This is a genomic window from Streptomyces sp. NPDC058671 (assembly GCF_042716475.1).
Lineage (GTDB): Bacteria > Actinomycetota > Actinomycetes > Streptomycetales > Streptomycetaceae > Streptomyces.
The window spans coordinates 150628-168333 of sequence record NZ_JBHXSA010000015.1; the positions used below are offsets into that span (position 1 = coordinate 150628).

Genomic DNA, 17706 nt, shown 5'->3' on the forward strand with positions numbered 1-17706 from the left:
GGGGGGGGCGCCCGCGTACTGGCGCTGACTTTCGGGCGACCGGGACCACCCCCCGGCCCCCCCCCCGGCGCGGGCGGCGGGGGGGTGGGCGCCGGAGGTTGTGCCTGTGTGGCTGCTCGCGCGGCGCCGTCGCCCCGAGTCGGACGGCGCCGTGCGGCTCTCGGCCTGGCTCAGCTGTCGGCCAGGATGTGGGAGAGCTCCGTGTCGAGATCGAAGTGCCGGTGCTCGGTGCCCGGTGGCACGGCGGCGTCGGTCCTCTTCAGGAACGACTCCAAGGCCCTCGCCGGGGCCTCGAGCAGGGCTTCTCCCTCGGGGGAGCTCAGTGCGATGCAGACGACTCCCTGACCGTGGCTACGCGACGGCCAGACGCGGACGTCGCCCGTGCCGGTGGGCCGGTGCAGCCCCTCGGCGAGAAGGTCGCGGGCGAAGACCCACTCGACCGTCTCCTCGGCTCCGGTGTGGAAGGTGGCGTGCACGGCATAGGGATCGGCCGTGTCATACCGCAGGCCCGCGGGTACAGGCAGTGAGGACTCGCTCGACACAACGAGGCGCAGGTGCAGCTCGCAGCTGACCGTGGTGTTCATAAGCGCCAGGGCCTTTCGCTCAGTGTGCGCTCGGGGATTCGCACGTCGGCGAAATCGACATGCCACCTCTGGTGCCGTTGTAAACCCCTCTGTCGGTTTTGTGAGTGTTCAGGTCGCTCGTATGGGCGCCTGTGACCTGCGGTAATACCGCCATTCCGGCAAGGGCTCCCGGTCCGGTAGGTTGGGAGTCATGAATGCGGAGAGTGACGAGCGCGCCGGGGAGTCCGCAGACGGCCAGGACGCCGAACTGGGATCACGCGCGCCGGAGTTCATCAAGTCGCGCCGAGGCCTGCACATGAGCTGGCAGGTCGGCGTCTTCGTCGTGGGACTCGCCGTGGTCGGCGCCGGAGTGGTCATGCTGCCGCTCCCCGGACCCGGCTGGCTGGTCATCTTCGGCGGCATGGCGATCTGGGCGACCGAGTTCGTCTGGGCGCAGCTGGTGCTCCGCTGGACCAAGCGCAAGGTCACCGAGGCGGCCCAGCGAGCCCTCGACCCGAAGGTCCGCCGCAGGAACATCATCCTCACCACCGTCGGCCTGGTGATCATCGCCGTCCTGCTCGGCTTCTACCTCTGGAAGTTCGGCTTCGTCATGCCGTGGAGGATCGACCAGTGACCATCGGCTGGTGCGGGAGCCCCGCTGACATGCGGTAATGTTTGCGGTGCACCGGGGCGATTAGCTCAGTGGGAGAGCACTTCGTTCACACCGAAGGGGTCACTGGTTCGAACCCAGTATCGCCCACCACCCGGTCCGAAGGCCCGGAGACGGATCACCGTCTCCGGGCCTTCGGCGTTCACCGCATCCGCGCGACCCGGTCCCGGAGCCTCCTGGCGTCCCGCAGCCGCTGCTCGTAGGTGGCGCCCACCGCGAGCAGCAGCAGCCCGGCCAGGGCCGGCGGCAGCCAGCGCGGCAGCGCGCCCACCACCTGCACCACGTACGGCGCCAGCTCGTGCAGCCCGTCCAGGGCCAGCACCCCGCCGCCGAGGACCAGCAGGGCCTGGAGCCGGAACCGCGCGCCGACCAGCGTCACCGCCAGGGCCGCCGCCCCCAGGGCCAGCGGGCGGAACCACTCCGGGTCCGTCCAGGCCGCCAGGAGGCTCGGCAGCAGCGTCGCCGCGAGCCCGGGGCCGTACGCCGTCCAGGACGAGGCCTCGGGGTCCCGGCGCCGACGCAGGAAGCCGAAGAAGAGCGCGGGCACGGTCACCGGGATCGTGTACGCCTCCGGCGTCGTCACCTCCCAGGCCCCGAGCCGCACCCAGGCGGCGAGCAGGAACAGCGCCGCCGCCGTCCAGGAGGCGAACCGCCGCCGCTCCGGACGTACCGCCGTCGCCGCCGCGATCACTCCGCCGAGGGCCAGCGCGAGCGCCAGGAACGCCGGCCGGGACGCGGCGAGACCGACCGCCGGAAGCGCCACGACCGCGCCGGTGATCTCCACCGTCAGGGCCACCGCACGCGGGCGGGTCCAGGCGCCCACGGCAGCGGTTACCGCCGGGACCACGAGCAACGCGAGAGCCGTCCAGTGGTCCTCGAAGCCCCCGGCCGCCGCCACCGCCCACACCAGCCCCGCCGCGGAGAGGACCGCGCCCGAGGCGGCGACCAGGCGGCGCGCGTCCGTACCGAGCGCCGTCACGGCCGTGAGGAGAGCCGACACCGCCCCCAGGACGACGAACGTGGCTCCCCGTACGTCGAGGGCCAGGGCGACGGCGCTGACGGCGGACGCGAGCCCGCCCCCGTACGCGCACCACCCGAGGACGGCACCCGGCTCCATCACGGGCGTCCGCGCGCCGGGCCACTGGGGTACCCACGGAGCCCAGGGCGTCGCCGGTCCGGTCGGCGCCCCCGCCTCCGGGTGGCCGGGCGCGGGCAGGCCGCGGGTCAGCGGGTCCGGACGGACGGCGATCCCGAGGGCCGCCGCGGCCGTCAGGAGCTGGACGGCGAGCGTCACCGCGTACGGCAGGTCGAGGGAGACCGGCAGGGCGGTCAGGAGCGCCCAGGCCAGAGCGAGGGCCCCGCACCGGGCCCACAGCCGGGGAACGGCGGCCAGGGCGGCGACGGCCACCGCCAGGACCAGGGCCGCCGTCGCCGGGTACGACGTCAGGACGCGCCCGGTGTGCTCACCCGACCACACGTCCGTCGTACGGGCCATCGGCCCGAACAGCCCGGCGACCACCGGCGGCAGCGCCCACACGACCCCCAGCGCCGCCACCCCGGCCCCCGCCCCGGCCAGTCCGAGCCGAACCCCGCGCGGCAGCGGACGACCACCGGCCGTCGGCCCGGCGACCACGCCGACGTGCCCGCCGCCGGACGCCCCGGCACCGGCCGAGGCCGTGCTCACCGCGCCGCTCCCGGTGGGCGATGCCGTACCCGCGCGTCCCAGCGATGCCAGGGCCAGGGCGCACAGCACGTACCCCGGCACCGCCCAGTCCGCCGGGACCGCGGTGCGGAGCAGGCCGCCGAGGGCCGTCACCGTCGCCAGGCCCGCGACCGCCGCGGCGGCCACCGCGAGGGCGGGCGTGCGCCAGGCCACGTACAAGGACACCGCCGCGCCCGCGAGCAGCAGCGCCGCACCGCTCCACGGCGAGGCGACGGAGAGCCAGCCACCCGTCAGGAGCGCCCAGCCGCCCAGGACCACCGCACCCGTGGCGGCCGTGATCCGGACCGACTGCGGTCGCGCCCACAGCACCACCGCCCCGTCCACGGCGGCCGTCACCAGTGCCGCCCACGCGAAGGCCGTCGGCCCGCCGCCCGCCGCGAGGGCTCCCAGCGGCAGCGGCAGCTGTCCGGCGACGACGGCCACCGGCAGCGGGATCCGCAGCCGGGACAGTGCCGAGCCGTACGCGGTCCACGCGCCCGCGAGGACCGCGGCGGCCGCGGCCGTGTACCCCAGGCCGTCCGTCCCCGGCAGCGCCACCCGGTGCAGCGCGTACGCGTCGAGCACCATCAGGACCAGGCCGAGAGCCGCCACCGACTCCGCCGTCGACACCAGGCTCCTGCGCAGCAGCGCCGCCGGCGCCACCAGAGCGGCGGAGGTCACCACGCACAGGACCGCGGCGCGACCCCCGATGCCCATCGAGCCCCAGCTCACCAGGGTGAAGGCGACCGCCGCGATCGTCAGCAGGGTGCCGCCCAGCGTCAGCAGAACGTTCTGCGCGCTCCGCGGGGTCGCGTCCGCCACCGGCGGCCGCGGCCGCGGCGCCGCCGACGCGACCGGGGCGTACAGCACCTGGAGCAGCCAGGCCCGCCGCGCCAGCAACTGGGACCGGCGTGCGTCGAGTTGCGCCAGCTCGCGGTCCACGAGCACCAGCTCGTCCGCGGGCGGCAGTGAGTTGTCCATATCCGGAGTGTGGCCCCGGCCACACGGGGCGGGAATGCGTCCCGGTACTCATCTTCCGGCGCCCGGCGGCTGAGTACCCCCACACTGGGGGCATGGACTGGTGCCGGTACCGCTTCCGCAGCGTCTGGCGGCTCGCCGCCCCGCCCGACGCCGTCTACGGCGTCCTCGAACGCCCCGAGGAGTACCCCCGCTGGTGGCCCCAGGTGCGCGAGGTCGTCCGCGTCGACGACACCACCGGCACCGCCCGCTTCCGGTCCCTGCTCCCGTACGAGATCGCCGTCACCGTCCGGGCCCTGCGCGGCGACCCGGCCGCCCGGGTCCTGGAGATCGCCCTCGGCGGCGACCTGGACGGCCGGGTCCGCTGGACCGTCACCCCGGAGGGGCCCGGGACGCGTGTCGTGTACGAGCAGGAGGTCGAGGTCCGCGCCCGCCTCCTGCGGACCCTCGCCGTACCCGGCCGGCCCCTCTTCCGCCTCAACCACGCCCTGATGATGCGCGGGGGACGGCGGGGACTCGCCACCCGCCTCCTATCGGTTTGAACGAGAGGTGCGAGGGCCTGTATGGTTCAACCCGTTCCCGGGCGATTAGCTCAGCGGGAGAGCACTTCGTTCACACCGAAGGGGTCACTGGTTCGATCCCAGTATCGCCCACCGGGTAGAGGCCGGTCCGTCGCGAGACGGACCGGCCTCTGTCATGTGTCACGCCGCCGTGCGCATTTCCGGCCGCAGCGGCCACGCCGGGTCCACGGTCTCCGGTGTTCCCTGCCGGGTGAACCACGCCTGGAGGCCCCGCGCCTGCGCCGCGTGCCACACCGCCTGCAGCGTGTGCAGCTCGGCCGGGCTCAGCCGTTCGAGCCGGGACGAGAAGCGCCGCGCCACCGCCCGTACGACGTCGAGCGCCGCCGTCGCGTCCGCCGCCGCGTCGTGCGCCCCCGTCAACTCCACCTCGTAGTGCGCGCAGAGGTCCGCGAGCGTCCGGCGTCCCTTGCGGTAGCGGTCCAGATGCTTGTCCAGGACCCGCGGATCGAGCACGCACAGAGGGGTGCCCGGCAGGTAGTCGCCGAGCGTGGACGCCCGGTGCCTGCGCAGCTCGCGGTCGAGGATCGTCAGATCGAACGGCGCGTTCATCACCACCAGCGGACGGCCCGCCGCGACCTGCTCGGCCAGCGCCCGCGCCAGCTCCTCCATCACCGGGGCCGGCCAACGGCCGTGACGCTGGAGGTGATTGTCCGTCAGGCCGTGTACCGCGGTGGCCCCTTCGGGCACCGGTATGCCCGGATTGACCAGCCAGCGCGTCACCCTCGGCCGTGCCGCCGCCGTGTCCTGCACGACGAGGGCGGCCGACACGATCCGGTCGCCCTCGACGTCGACTCCCGTGGTCTCCGTGTCGAAAGCGGCCAGGGGCCCCTCGTACCACTGCATTGTCATCCCTGAACTCCCTGCACACGTGCGGCAGATGGCCAACCCCCTGCCCCGAAACGGTGATACCCGGACTGTTTGCGTCGTACGCGGACCGGTCACAACACAAGGGACGGGGAAGGGAACAGACATGGCGCTCGCCCAGCCCGAGTCGGGAGGGCTGCCGCCCCAGGGGATGGCACCGACGCGCGGCTCACTCGCCACCACCGCCTGCATGGAGACCCTCCAGGTGGGATACCTGCACGCCGTCGCCGCCGCGGCCGGCTGCTCGCTGTCCCAGCCCTTTCCGGACAACGGCATCGACTGGCACGTGAGCCACGGCTCTCCTGGACACACCGTCGATGACGAGGTGACCATCAAGGTGCAGCTCAAGTGCACGTACCAGACACCGCCGCGCCCGCCCGGGAGCACGTCCGCGGCGTTCTCGTTCACCCTCGACAACGACCACCTGGTGAAGCTCGCCAGGACCCCGGTGTCCGTGCACAAGATCCTCGTCGTGATGCTCGTCCCGAGGTCACCGGAGGACTGGCTGAGAGCGAGTCACGACCGGCTCGACCTGCGGCACTGCTGTTACTGGATCAACCTGGCCGGACAGCCGGTCACGGGACGCCACAGGACCACCGTGCGCATCCCCACGGCGCGGATCTTCGACGACCGGGCGCTCTGCGAGATCATGACCCGGGTCGGCGTGGGAGGGAGACCTTGATGCACCGACCGATCGACGAACCCGGGTTCGGGGACGAAGGCGACGGGACCGCGGGCGGCCCCGTCCCCGTACCCCCGCCCTACCGGCCCCACCCGGCGCCCGGTGACACCCCCGGTCACTGGACCGGCGTCCCGGCCCCGCCCACCGGACCCTGGGCCGACGGCCATGGCGCACCCGACCCCGGCCGGGTCGACCCGCGCGTCCTCGGCGCCCTCCTCGCCCGCCACGGGTGGCGGCGGCGCGGCGGCGCGGCCGGCCGCTACAGCCGCTGGACCCCGCCCGGAAACGGGGCCGGCACCAGCCTCCTCGTCCCCGAGAGCCGCGCCTTCCCGGACTGCGAGGACCTCATCGGCGAGGCGCTCACCGCCCTCGCCCGCAGCGCCACCCCCTCCGCCCGCGAGGTCCTCACCGGCCTCGCCGTGCCCAGCGACGAGATCCGCTGGTGGCGCGACGTGCCCCCGGGCCCCGCCGGCACCGTCCCCTGGACCGTGCAGGAACAGCTCAGGTCGGCCGCCCGGCAACTGCTCCTCGCCGGCGCGCTCGCCGTACGCGGCCGGGCCGGCTACTACGGGGCCCGGCACCGGCGCGCCGCCCAGGCCTCCCTGGAGACCGTCGTCGTCGGCGCGGCCCCCGACGGGCGCGGCCTCACCGCCTTCCTGCCGGTCGCACCGGGCCGCCCCGTCGCGGTCCGGCTCCACCACGCGCTCCACGCGGCCCGCGAGGCCACCGACTACCAGCGGGCCACCGGCGGCATGGAGGCCTTCGAGGCCGCCGTCGGGGCGGGCGTCAGCCGCGAACTCACCGAGGCCCTCGTCGCCCTCGTCCGCGGCACCGAAGGCGCACGCGTCGCCCTGGAATGGGCGCCGTCCGCCGGCGCGCCCGAGGGCTGCGCCGCCCGGCCCGAACCGGTCGAGTTCTCCCCGGGCGACCTGCCCGCGCTACGCGAGGCGAGCGCCCGCTACCTCACCGACGAACCCTCCGTGCCGGTCCGGATCACCGGCGCCGTCGTCCGCATGCGCCGCTCCGGGCCGCGCGGCGACGGCACCGTACGCCTCCGGGTGCTCGCCGGGGCGGAGGTCCCGCACGTCCGCGTCACCCTCGACGAGGAGGCGTACCGCACGGCGGGCCACGCCCATCTCGTGGGGCTCCCGATCCGGGTGGTGGGCCGTCTGGAGAGCCGGGGCGGCTTCCGCCGCCTCACCGACGCGTCCGGGGTCGTCCCCGTACAGGTGGACGAGACGGAACGGGACCGGCTGATGAAGGCCCTCCAGGAGAACCTCGACTTCTTCGAGGAGGCCTGCGGCCCGGACGAGACCTGACCCGCGGGTCCCCGGTGCGTCCGCCTGCGGCGCCGGGCGACTGAGCCGAAGGGGCGCGCCGGGGGAACAGCCCCGAGCGCGCGGAGCCTCCTGAGGGCGAAGGAGGCGAGCACGGTCGGGGCTGTGAGCCCGCCTCCAACGTCCCGGAGGCGAACCGAGCCCTTAGGATCAGGGGAGCGCGGCACCTCGTCTCTGTCGCGCGTCACCGGCGCCGGCACCTCGTGCCTGCCCGCGCCCCTATGTATGGAGTACCTGTGTCTGATGTCCGTGTGACCGTCCAGTCCGCCTCGGAAGCAGAGGAGAGGGCGGTGAGCGCGGGCACCACCGCCGGCGCCCTGTTCGCCGACGACCGCACCGTCATCGCCGCCCGCGTCGGCGGCGAGCTGAAGGACCTGTCGTACGAGCTCTCCGACGGCGATGTCGTCGAGGGCGTCGAGATCTCCTCCCCGGACGGTCTCGACATCCTGCGCCACTCGACCGCGCACGTCATGGCGCAGGCCGTGCAGGAGCTCTTCCCCGAGGCCAAGCTGGGCATCGGCCCGCCGGTCCGGGACGGCTTCTACTACGACTTCGACGTCGAGAAGCCCTTCACCCCCGAGGACCTCAAGGTCATCGAGAAGAAGATGCAGGAGATCCAGAAGCGCGGCCAGCGTTTCGCCCGCCGCGTGGTGACCGACGAGGACGCCCGCGCCGAGCTGGCGGACGAGCCGTACAAGCTGGAGCTCATCGGCATCAAGGGTTCGGCCTCGACCGACGACGGCGCGAACGTCGAGGTGGGCGGCGGCGAGCTGACCATCTACGACAACCTCGACGCCAAGACCGGCGACCTGTGCTGGAAGGACCTCTGCCGTGGTCCGCACCTGCCGACCACCCGGAACATCCCGGCGTTCAAGCTGATGCGCAACGCCGCCGCCTACTGGCGCGGCAGCGAGAAGAACCCGATGCTCCAGCGCATCTACGGCACCGCCTGGCCGTCGAAGGAGGAGCTGAAGGCCCACCTCGACTTCCTCGCCGAGGCCGAGAAGCGCGACCACCGCAAGCTGGGCAACGAGCTCGACCTCTTCTCCGTCCCGGACGAGATCGGCTCCGGCCTCGCCGTCTTCCACCCCAAGGGCGGCATCATCCGCCGGGTCATGGAGGACTACTCGCGCAAGCGGCACGAGGAGGAGGGCTACGAGTTCGTCTACTCGCCGCACGCCACCAAGGGCAAGCTGTTCGAGAAGTCGGGCCACCTCGACTGGTACGCCGAGGGCATGTACCCCCCCATGCAGCTCGACGAGGGCGTGGACTACTACCTCAAGCCCATGAACTGCCCGATGCACAACCTGATCTTCGACGCGCGCGGACGTTCGTACCGTGAACTGCCGCTGCGCCTCTTCGAGTTCGGCACCGTGTACCGGTACGAGAAGTCCGGCGTCGTGCACGGTCTCACCCGCGCCCGCGGCTTCACCCAGGACGACGCTCACATCTACTGCACCAAGGAGCAGATGGCGGAGGAGCTCGACAAGACCCTCACCTTCGTCCTCAACCTGCTCCGCGACTACGGTCTGACCGACTTCTACCTGGAGCTGTCCACCAAGGACCCGGAGAAGTTCGTCGGCTCCGACGAGGTGTGGGAGGAGGCCACCGCCGTCCTCCAGCAGGTCGCCGAGAAGCAGGGCCTGCCGCTCACCCCCGACCCGGGCGGCGCCGCGTTCTACGGCCCGAAGATCTCGGTGCAGGCGCGGGACGCCATCGGCCGCACCTGGCAGATGTCGACCGTGCAGCTCGACTTCAACCTGCCGGAGCGCTTCGACCTGGAGTACACCGCGCCGGACGGCACCAAGCAGCGCCCGGTCATGATCCACCGCGCGCTGTTCGGCTCGATCGAGCGTTTCTTCGCCGTGCTCCTCGAGCACTACGCGGGCGCGATGCCGCCGTGGCTGGCGCCGGTCCAGGCGACCGGCATCCCGATCGGCGACGCGCATGTCGACTACCTGCACGACTTCGCCGCCCAGGCGAAGAAGCGGGGTCTGCGGGTGGAGGTCGACTCCTCGTCGGACCGGATGCAGAAGAAGATCCGCAACGCGCAGAAGCAGAAGGTCCCGTTCATGGTCATCGCGGGTGACGAGGACATGGCCGCGGGCGCCGTCTCCTTCCGCTACCGCGACGGTTCGCAGGAGAACGGCATTCCCGTCGACGAGGCCATCGCCAAGCTCGCCAAGATCGTCGAGGACCGCGTCCAGGTGTGACGCCGCGAGTGTTAAGGAGGCCCCCGGGGAATCCCCCCGGGGGCCTCTCCTCGTCCTGCCGGGTGCACGGCCGGGGATCGGAACAGGATGGCCGCCCCATGGATCCTCCGCCCCGGCGACACGTTCCGAACGGGCGACGCAATATGCTGCTCGGCATGACGACTGAGCCGGAGCAGCAGATCGGAGTGGGGACGCGGGACGCGTTCCAGCGCCTGTGGACGCCTCATCGGATGGCGTACATCCAGGGCGAGAACAAGCCGACCGGGCCGGGGGCCGAGGACGGCTGTCCGTTCTGCTCGATCCCGGCGAAGTCGGACGAGGACGGCCTGGTGATCGCGCGCGGTGCGAGCGTGTACGCGGTCCTCAACCTGTACCCGTACAACGGCGGGCACCTCATGGTCGTCCCCTACCGCCATGTCGCCGACTACACGGATCTGGACGTCGCGGAGACGGCGGAGCTCGCCGACTTCACCAAGCGCGCGATGGTCGCGCTGCGGGCGGCGTCCGGCGCGCACGGCTTCAACATCGGCATGAACCAGGGCGCCGTCGCGGGCGCCGGCATCGCCGCGCATCTGCACCAGCACGTGGTGCCGCGCTGGGGCGGGGACACGAACTTCATGCCGGTCGTCGGTCACACCAAGATCCTGCCGCAGCTGCTCGCGGACACCCGGAAGATGCTGGCCGACGCCTGGCCGGCCACCATCTGATCCCGGGCACGCCCTGGTGCCGGGTACGCCCCTGTGCCGGGTACGCCCCGGGTCCCGGACACGCCCTGGGCCCCGGGTACGCCCTGGTGCCGGTCGCGCCGGCGTCCCGGTCGTGGCCTAGGCGTCGTAGACGTCGGCCTTCTTCGGGGCGGGTTCCTGGACGCCGCCGCCGAGGACGAGGGAGCGGTTGGTGAAGCGCTCCGTGTCCACGTTGTGCTCGTCGAGCATCGCGATGGTCGCGGCGTGGACCGCCCGCAGCACCGGCGTCGCCATGCGGATCGCGTCGTCGGCCATGAAGCGGTTCTTCCAGGGCGGTCCGGCCCAGATGTGCCGCAGTCCGAAGGGCTCGGGCAGGACGAGCTTGCCGCCGAGGAAGTCCAGGACCGGCGGGTACCAGGTGAGCGGGGCGCGGACCGCGAGGCGGACGACCTCGTCGGTCGTCATCAACGCCTGGGTGATCTCCCGGGTCTCCCAGAAGCGGACCGTCTTGGAGACCTCCTTGGTCTTCGCCTTCGGCTTCGTGCCGAACAGGCCGTGGACGGGACCGAGGGCGTGCCCCGTGACCTCGATCCGGAGGGTGTGGAGCAGGGACGTGACCGTGACCATCATGGTGAGCACCAGGTTCCCGTCCCAGAGCGCGAACTGCACGCCGAGGTAGTGGCGGTTGCCCGCGCCGAACTGCTGGTCGTTGCAGATGCGCTGTATCTCGTGCGGCTTGACCTGGTAGTGGACGATGCTGTCGCCCTCGGGGCGGGTGACCTCGTCGGCGCCCTCACCGACGGGCGAGACGATCCAGTGCTTGACGGTCGGCTTGGGGAAGCCGGTCTTGAGGGACCCGCGCTCCAGCAGGGTGAGCTGGTCGTGGATCTTGCGGACGACGTCCCAGGCGCGGAAGTCGTGGATCTCGCGCCCGGACTTGGGGACCAGCTCCTCGGCGAGCGTCCAGCTGCCCCAGCGCGTGCCGAGACCGAGGATGCCCTTCGCGCCCGCGTAGAACACGATGTTGGACTGCTGCTCGGCGGCGAGCTTCTCCAGGTTCTGCCGGAGCTCCTCGGCGGCCTTCTCGCCCGGGTCCCGGGGCGCGGCCTCCGGGATCTTGGCGCCGATGCCACCGCCGCTGAGCAGCGCCGTCCAGCGCTCGCGGAGGTCGACGGCGGTGCCCTCGCAGATCCGGCGGGCGAGGAACCAGCCGACGACCGGGGCCACGAGCATGAGGCGCAGGTAGTTCGGCAGGATCCCGGCGAAGGGCAGCTTCAGCAGGACGAGCAGGGCGAGGAACCCGGCCGCGACGAGAAGGGCCGTGCCGATGGCGCTGGTGCGCTTCCTGTCGGAGCCCGCGGCCATCCGGCGGAGCTGGATCACACCGAGCCAGAGCAGCAGGCCGGGCAGGAAGAGGAACCCGCAGAAGAAGGTGACCATGGTCAGCTTGATGTCGCGCTGGCGGCGCAGGCGGGAGGCGGCGAGGCAGTGCTCGACGACCGGCTGCGGTTCCGCGCCGAACGACTGGATGAGGGCCTTGCGGGCGCCGCCGAGCATGCGGACCTGGACCGCGCGGGAGAAGGCCTCGCCGAAGTCCGGGCGGAAGAGCTTGTGCCACTTCCCTTCCTTGACGGTCGACTTGTAGAGGTCGTTGTCGGCTTCCTTGATCGTGTCCAGCGGACTGTCCCGGTACGCGGCGGACGCCAGGGCGTTCGTCGCCCCCGTACCGCCGCCGGATCCCTGGAGGGGAATCTGTGCCCCGGGTCCGAAACCGTCCATCGCCACTGCCGCCCCCATCGCGCGCGAGTACCCCTGTGCGGGCTGTTCCCAACTGCCGGGCCCCGCACACCTTCTGAGCTGGGCACCACAGCGTAACCGGGTACCGCCTGACGCGTCACCGGAGTGGGACGGCTCGGCCGAATGCCGTCCGCTCCCGGATGCCGGCGCGGACGGCCCCGGCTCCCACCCCGGCCGCCACCCCGCCGGTACACCGGCGGCCACCCGCCCGGCCGGCCGCCCCCCCGTCGGTACCCCGCCTGTCACCCCGTCGGTCAGGCGCCCTTTCCGGCCCTTTCGCGCAGCTTCTCGGCGAGCTGCGGCGGCATCGGTTCGTGGCGGACGTACGCGCGGTCGAACCGGCCGGTGCCGTGTGACACGGACCGCAGGTCGATCGCGTACCGCCCGATCTCGATCTCCGGCACCTCGGCCCGGACCACGGTCCGCCCGGGACCGGCCTGGTCGGTGCCGACGACCCGGCCCCGCCGCCCCGACAGGTCGCTCATCACCGGGCCGACGTACTCGTCCGGTACGAGGACCTGGACCTCCGCGACCGGCTCCAGGAGCCGGACGGCGATCCCGGCCGCCGCCTCCCGCAGCGCGAGCGCTCCGGCCGTCTGGAAGGCGGCGTCGGAGGAGTCCACCGAGTGGGCCTTGCCGTCCCGGAGGGTGACCCGGATGTCGACGAGCGGATGGCCCGCGGCGACACCCCGCGCGGCCTGCGCCCGTACGCCCTTCTCGACGGAGGGGATGAACTGGCGCGGAACCGCTCCGCCGACCACCTTGTCCACGAACTCGACGCCGCTGCCCGGCGGGAGCGGCTCCACCTCGATCTCGCAGATCGCGTACTGGCCGTGGCCGCCGGACTGTTTGACGTGCCGGCCGCGGCCGGCGGCGGCGCCGCCGAAGGTCTCGCGCAGCGCCACCTTGTACGGCACGGCGTCGACCCGGACCCCGTACCGGCCCTTGAGCCGTTCCAGAGCGACGTCCTGGTGGGCCTCGCCCAGGCACCACAGCACCACCTGCCCGGTGTCCTGGTTCTGTTCGAGGCGCAGGGTCGGGTCCTCCGCCACCAGCCGGGCGAGGCCCTGCGACAGCCGGTCCTCGTCGGCCTTGCCGTGGGCCTCGACGGCGAGCGGGAGCAGGGGCTCCGGCATGCTCCAGGGCTCCATCAGGAGCGGATCGTCCTTGGCGGAGATGGTGTCGCCCGTCTCGGCCGTGCCGAGCCGGGCCACACAGGCGAGGTCCCCGGCGATGCACTGCGCCAAGGGCCGCTGCTGCTTGCCGAAGGGCGAGGTGAGTCCGCCGATCCGCTCGTCCGCCTCCCGCCGCTCGTGGCCCCGGTCGGCCGGGCCGTGACCGGACACGTGGACGGTCTCGTCGGGCCGAAGGGTGCCGGAGAAGACCCGGACCAGGGAGACCCGGCCGACGTAGGGGTCGGCGGCGGTCCTGACGACCTCGGCGACCAGGGGCCCGTCGGGGTCGCAGGCGATCGGGGGCCGGGGGCGGCCGTCGGGGGTGGTGACGGCGGGCGGCTCGTGTTCCAGCGGGGAGGGGAAGCCGCCGGTGATCAGCTCCAGGAGTTCGAGGGTGCCGAGGCCCTGCGTGCCGCCGTCGGCGGCGGGGGCGGCCGCGAGCACCGGATGGAAGGCGCCCCTGGCGACGGCCTTCTCCAGGTCGTCGACGAGGGTCTTCACATCGAGCTGTTCACCGCCGAGGTAGCGGTCCATGAGGGTCTCGTCCTCGCTCTCGGCGATGATCCCCTCGACCAGCCGGGCGCGTGCCTCCGCGATGAGTTCCCTCAGGCTCCCGTCGGGCGGGCTCTCCCGCCGCACCCCCGTGGAATAGTCGTGGACCCGCTCCGAGAGCAGGCCGACCAGGCCGGTCGCGGGCGCGTGCCCGTCGGGGCCCTCCTCGCCGCGCACCGGAAGGTAGAGGGGCAGGACGGCATCCGGGTCGTCGTGGCCGAAGAGGGAGGCGCAGACGGCGGTGAGCTCGTCGAACTCGGTGCGGGCGGTGTCGAGATGGGTGACGACGATGGCGCGGGGCATGCCGACGGCGGCGCACTCCTCCCAGATCATCCGGGTGGAGGCGGCGACGGCGTCGGCCTCCTGCGCGGCCGAGACGACGAAGAGGGCGGCGTCCGCGGCGCGCAGACCCGCCCTCAGCTCCCCGACGAAGTCGGCGTACCCGGGGGTGTCGAGGAGGTTGATCTTGTACCCGTCCCAGCCGACCGGAACGAGGGAGAGCTGTACGGAACGGTGCTGGCGGTGCTCGATCTCGTCGTAGTCGGAGACGGTGGCGCCGTCCTCGACCCGGCCGGCCCGGTTGAGCGCCCCGGCGGTCTGCGCGAGCGCCTCCACCAGGGTCGTCTTGCCGGATCCGCTGTGGCCGACCAGCACCACGTTCCGCACGGCCGTGGGCCGGTCGACCGTCAGAGCCCTGCCGGCGGCCCCGGCGGCGGTGTTCGCCTTGTCACCCATGATGTGTTCCTCCCGACTGCTCGCGCGGTGCGGCGGTGCGACGGGTGCCGCGGGGGAGTGGTGTGTCGCGGTACGGCTCCTGCGGTGCCCGCGGTGGTCCTTCGAGCTTTGCACCGACGCCGGGGCGCGTCCATCCGTCGGACACGGAGGGGTCCTCCGGGGGACGCCGACGCGACGGGGGCGGGTGCCGCCCGTACGCCGGGGCGCGCGTGGCTACGATGGGTGAGCCGGTGGTCGTAGGGGCCGCGCGGCCCACCGAACCTCGGGAAGGCCATGCTGAACAAGTACGCGCGTGCATTTTTTACGCGTGTCCTCACACCGTTCGCCGCGTTTCTGCTCCGCCGGGGCGTCAGCCCGGACGCGGTCACGCTCATCGGCACGGCGGGAGTGATGGCCGGAGCGCTGGTCTTCTTCCCCCGCGGCGAGTTCTTCTGGGGCACCATCGTCATCACCCTGTTCGTCTTCTCCGACCTCGTCGACGGGAACATGGCCCGGCAGGCGGGGATCTCCAGCCGCTGGGGAGCCTTCCTCGACTCGACGCTCGACCGGGTCGCCGACGGCGCGATCTTCGGCGGCTTCGCGCTCTGGTACGCGGGCAAGGGCGACGACAACGTGCTGTGCGCCGTGGCGATCTTCTGCCTGGCGAGCGGTCAGGTCGTCTCGTACACGAAGGCGCGCGGCGAGTCGATCGGCCTGCCCGTCGCCGTGAACGGCCTGGTCGAGCGCGCCGAGCGCCTGGTGATCTCCCTGGTCGCCGCCGGCCTCGCAGGACTGAGCACGTTCGGCGTGCCCGGCGTCGAGGTGCTGCTCCCGATCGCGCTCTGGGTCGTGGCCGTCGGCAGCGCCGTGACCCTGGGGCAGCGGGTCGTGACCGTACGACGGGAATCGGCCGAGGCGGACGCCGCCGCGGCCGGGGGGAGCGGGGCGGCATCGTGAGCACGTTGAAGGACCGGATGAGCGACGGCCTGTACGGGGCCGGCTGGGCGACCGTGAAGAAGCTGCCCGAGCCGGTGGCCACGGCCCTGGGACGGCGGATCGCCGACCTCGTGTGGAAGCGGCGCGGCCCGAGCGTCCTGCGTCTCGAGGCCAACCTCGCGCGCGTGGTGCCCGACGCCACGCCCGAGCGCCTCGCCGAGCTGTCCAAGGCCGGCATGCGCTCGTACATGCGGTACTGGATGGAGTCCTTCCGGCTGCCGACCTGGAGCGCGGAGCGGGTCGAGCACGGGGTGGACCTCAAGGACGTCCACCACCTGAAGGAGGGGCTGGCCGCCGGTCGCGGGGTCGTCGTCGCCCTGCCGCACCTGGCGAACTGGGACCTCGCGGGGGCGTGGGTGCCCCGCGCCCTCGGCGTGCCGTTCACCACGGTCGCGGAGCGGCTCAAGCCGGAGTCGCTGTTCGACCGGTTCGTCGCCTACCGCGAGTCCCTCGGCATGGAGGTCCTCCCGCACGCCGGGGGCTCCGCCTTCGGCACCCTCGCCCGGCGCCTGCGGGCGGGCGGCCTGGTCTGCCTGGTCGCGGACCGCGACCTGTCGGCCTCCGGAACCGAGGTCACCTTCTTCGGGGAGAAGACGCGGATGCCGGGCGGACCCGCGATGCTCGCCCAGCAGACGGGAGCGCTGCTGCTGCCGGCGACGCTCTGGTACGACGAGACGCCGGTCATGAGGGGGCGGATCCACCCGCCCGTCGACGTACCCGAGACGGGTACGCGGGCCGAGAAGACGGTCGTGATGACGCAGGCGCTGGCCGACGCGTTCGCCGCCGGCATCGCGGACCACCCGGAGGACTGGCACATGCTGCAACGACTGTGGCTCGCGGACCTGGAAGAGCGTCCGGAGCGGGACGGCGGGACGGCGTGAGGATCGGCATCGTCTGCCCGTACTCCTGGGACGTGCCCGGCGGCGTCCAGTTCCACATCCGCGACCTGGCCGAGCACCTGATCCGGCTCGGCCACGAGGTCTCCGTCCTCGCCCCCGCCGACGACGAGACACCGCTGCCGCCGTACGTGGTCTCCGCGGGCCGGGCCGTCCCCGTGCCGTACAACGGCTCGGTGGCGCGGCTCAACTTCGGCTTCCTCTCCGCCGCGCGGGTCCGCCGCTGGCTCCACGACGGCACCTTCGACGTCGTCCACATCCACGAGCCGACGTCGCCCTCGCTCGGACTGCTCACCTGCTGGGCCGCGCAGGGGCCGATCGTGGCCACCTTCCACACGTCGAACCCGCGCTCCCGGGCGATGATCGCGGCGTATCCGATCCTCCAGCCCGCCCTCGAGAAGATCAGCGCCCGCATCGCCGTGAGCGAGTACGCGCGGCGCACGCTCGTCGAACACCTCGGCGGTGACGCCGTCGTCATCCCCAACGGCGTCGACGTGGACTTCTTCGCCCGCGCCGAACCGAAGAAGGAGTGGCAGGGCGAGACCCTCGGCTTCATCGGACGCATCGACGAGCCGAGGAAGGGCCTGCCGGTCCTCATGCGGGCCCTTCCCAGGATCCTCGCCGAGCGGCCCGGCGCGCGGCTCCTCGTCGCCGGACGCGGGGACGAGGAGGAGGCGGTGGCCTCGCTGCCGCGCGAGCTGCGGTCCCGGGTGGAGTTCCTCGGCATGGTCAGCGACGAGGACAAGGCGCGGCTGCTGCGCAGTGTCGACGTGTACGTGGCGCCCAACACCGGCGGGGAGAGCTTCGGCATCATCCTCGTCGAGGCGCTGTCGGCCGGGGCGCCGGTCCTCGCCGCCGACCTCGACGCCTTCGCCCAGGTCCTCGACCAGGGCGCGGCGGGCGACCTCTTCGCCAACGAGGACGCGGACGCCCTCGCGGACGCGGCGATCCGCCTCCTGGGCGACGAGGAACGCCGCGCCGGCCTGAGCGCCCGGGGCTCGGCGCACGTGCGCCGCTTCGACTGGACGACGGTGGGGGCGGACGTCCTTTCCGTGTACGAGACGGTGACGGCGGGGGCGGCGGCGGTGGACACGGACGAACGCGTGAGCCTGCGCACCCGGCTGGGGCTGTAGGACCCGCCGTTCCGCCGGGCGGAGGGCCGCCCCCTGCCCACGGTCACGGGCCTCCGCCCCGCGCCCACGGTCACGGGCCTCCGCCCCCTGCCCACGGTCACGGGCCTCCGCCCCCTGCCCCCGCCCGGCGGAACGGGCCTCCGCCCCGTGACCGCGGGCAGGGGCGC

Annotated in this window: 14 protein-coding genes and 2 tRNA genes; 11 read left to right on the forward strand and 5 right to left on the reverse strand. The window is 73.1% G+C overall.

Going from position 1 to position 17706, the window contains the following annotated elements:
* Window positions 1-170: 170 nt before the first annotated feature.
* Window positions 171-584 carry an SsgA family sporulation/cell division regulator gene (locus tag ACFWV2_RS20320; protein ID WP_015032345.1) on the reverse strand — a complete coding sequence of 138 codons (414 nt, stop codon included), beginning with the start codon at window positions 582-584 and terminating at the stop codon, window positions 171-173.
* 190 nt (window positions 585-774) lie between these two features.
* Between ACFWV2_RS20320 and ACFWV2_RS20325 the strand changes: the two genes are divergently transcribed.
* On the forward strand, window positions 775-1197 hold the full coding sequence (locus tag ACFWV2_RS20325) for a TIGR02611 family protein (protein WP_384406372.1): 423 nt from the start codon (window positions 775-777) through the stop codon (window positions 1195-1197).
* 54 nt (window positions 1198-1251) lie between these two features.
* Window positions 1252-1326: transfer RNA gene (locus ACFWV2_RS20330), tRNA-Val, on the forward strand.
* Between the two features lie 49 nt (window positions 1327-1375).
* On the opposite strand, the gene ACFWV2_RS20335 is transcribed toward ACFWV2_RS20330, so the two are convergent.
* Window positions 1376-3916 carry an SCO7613 C-terminal domain-containing membrane protein gene (locus tag ACFWV2_RS20335; protein WP_384406373.1) on the reverse strand — a complete coding sequence of 847 codons (2541 nt, stop codon included), beginning with the start codon at window positions 3914-3916 and terminating at the stop codon, window positions 1376-1378.
* Window positions 3917-4008: 92 nt separating this feature from the next.
* Between ACFWV2_RS20335 and ACFWV2_RS20340 the strand changes: the two genes are divergently transcribed.
* The gene (locus ACFWV2_RS20340; protein ID WP_384406374.1) at window positions 4009-4455 is read left to right on the forward strand and encodes an SRPBCC family protein; all 447 of its coding nucleotides are present in this window, start codon (window positions 4009-4011) and stop codon (window positions 4453-4455) included.
* A gap of 39 nt (window positions 4456-4494) precedes the next feature.
* A tRNA-Val gene (locus tag ACFWV2_RS20345) sits at window positions 4495-4566 on the forward strand.
* Window positions 4567-4614: 48 nt separating this feature from the next.
* Here ACFWV2_RS20345 and ACFWV2_RS20350 read toward each other — a convergent pair.
* Window positions 4615-5343, reverse strand: a complete 729-nt coding sequence (locus ACFWV2_RS20350) for a 3'-5' exonuclease (RefSeq protein WP_384406375.1) — start codon at window positions 5341-5343, stop codon at window positions 4615-4617.
* Between the two features lie 121 nt (window positions 5344-5464).
* Here ACFWV2_RS20350 and ACFWV2_RS20355 point away from each other — a divergent pair, with 121 nt between their 5' ends.
* The 4 genes from ACFWV2_RS20355 (at window position 5465) to ACFWV2_RS20370 (ending at window position 10297) form a co-directional block, all read left to right on the forward strand.
* Entirely contained in the window at window positions 5465-6040 is a 576-nt protein-coding gene (locus ACFWV2_RS20355; protein ID WP_384406376.1) for a DUF4365 domain-containing protein, read from the forward strand.
* A complete protein-coding gene (locus ACFWV2_RS20360; RefSeq protein ID WP_384406377.1) occupies window positions 6040-7359 on the forward strand; it encodes a hypothetical protein in 1320 nt (439 codons plus the stop codon). The genes ACFWV2_RS20355 and ACFWV2_RS20360 overlap by 1 nt, the downstream gene beginning before the upstream one ends.
* Before the next feature lie 254 nt (window positions 7360-7613).
* The gene (thrS, locus tag ACFWV2_RS20365) at window positions 7614-9590 is read left to right on the forward strand and encodes a threonine--tRNA ligase (RefSeq protein WP_360792567.1); all 1977 of its coding nucleotides are present in this window, start codon (window positions 7614-7616) and stop codon (window positions 9588-9590) included.
* A gap of 143 nt (window positions 9591-9733) precedes the next feature.
* Window positions 9734-10297 (forward strand): HIT family protein, encoded by a 564-nt coding sequence (locus ACFWV2_RS20370; protein WP_384406378.1) that lies wholly within the window; start codon window positions 9734-9736, stop codon window positions 10295-10297.
* Between the two features lie 117 nt (window positions 10298-10414).
* Here ACFWV2_RS20370 and ACFWV2_RS20375 read toward each other — a convergent pair whose 3' ends face one another.
* Window positions 10415-12073: a hypothetical protein gene (locus tag ACFWV2_RS20375; RefSeq protein WP_384406379.1), complete on the reverse strand. Its 1659-nt coding sequence runs from the start codon at window positions 12071-12073 to the stop codon at window positions 10415-10417.
* A 254-nt stretch (window positions 12074-12327) separates the two neighbouring features.
* The gene (locus tag ACFWV2_RS20380) at window positions 12328-14535 is read right to left on the reverse strand and encodes an elongation factor G-like protein EF-G2 (RefSeq protein WP_384406380.1); all 2208 of its coding nucleotides are present in this window, start codon (window positions 14533-14535) and stop codon (window positions 12328-12330) included.
* A gap of 273 nt (window positions 14536-14808) precedes the next feature.
* Here ACFWV2_RS20380 and pgsA point away from each other — a divergent pair, with 273 nt between their 5' ends.
* From pgsA to ACFWV2_RS20395, 3 genes are read left to right on the forward strand one after another with little or no spacing between them, the layout of a single operon-like run.
* A complete protein-coding gene (pgsA, locus tag ACFWV2_RS20385) occupies window positions 14809-15471 on the forward strand; it encodes a phosphatidylinositol phosphate synthase (RefSeq protein ID WP_384406381.1) in 663 nt (220 codons plus the stop codon).
* A 17-nt stretch (window positions 15472-15488) separates the two neighbouring features.
* On the forward strand, window positions 15489-16391 hold the full coding sequence (locus ACFWV2_RS20390) for a phosphatidylinositol mannoside acyltransferase (protein WP_384406410.1): 903 nt from the start codon (window positions 15489-15491) through the stop codon (window positions 16389-16391).
* Entirely contained in the window at window positions 16388-17539 is a 1152-nt protein-coding gene (locus ACFWV2_RS20395) for a glycosyltransferase family 4 protein (RefSeq protein ID WP_384406382.1), read from the forward strand. Before ACFWV2_RS20390 ends, ACFWV2_RS20395 begins: the two co-directional genes overlap by 4 nt.
* Window positions 17540-17706 lie beyond the last annotated feature (167 nt).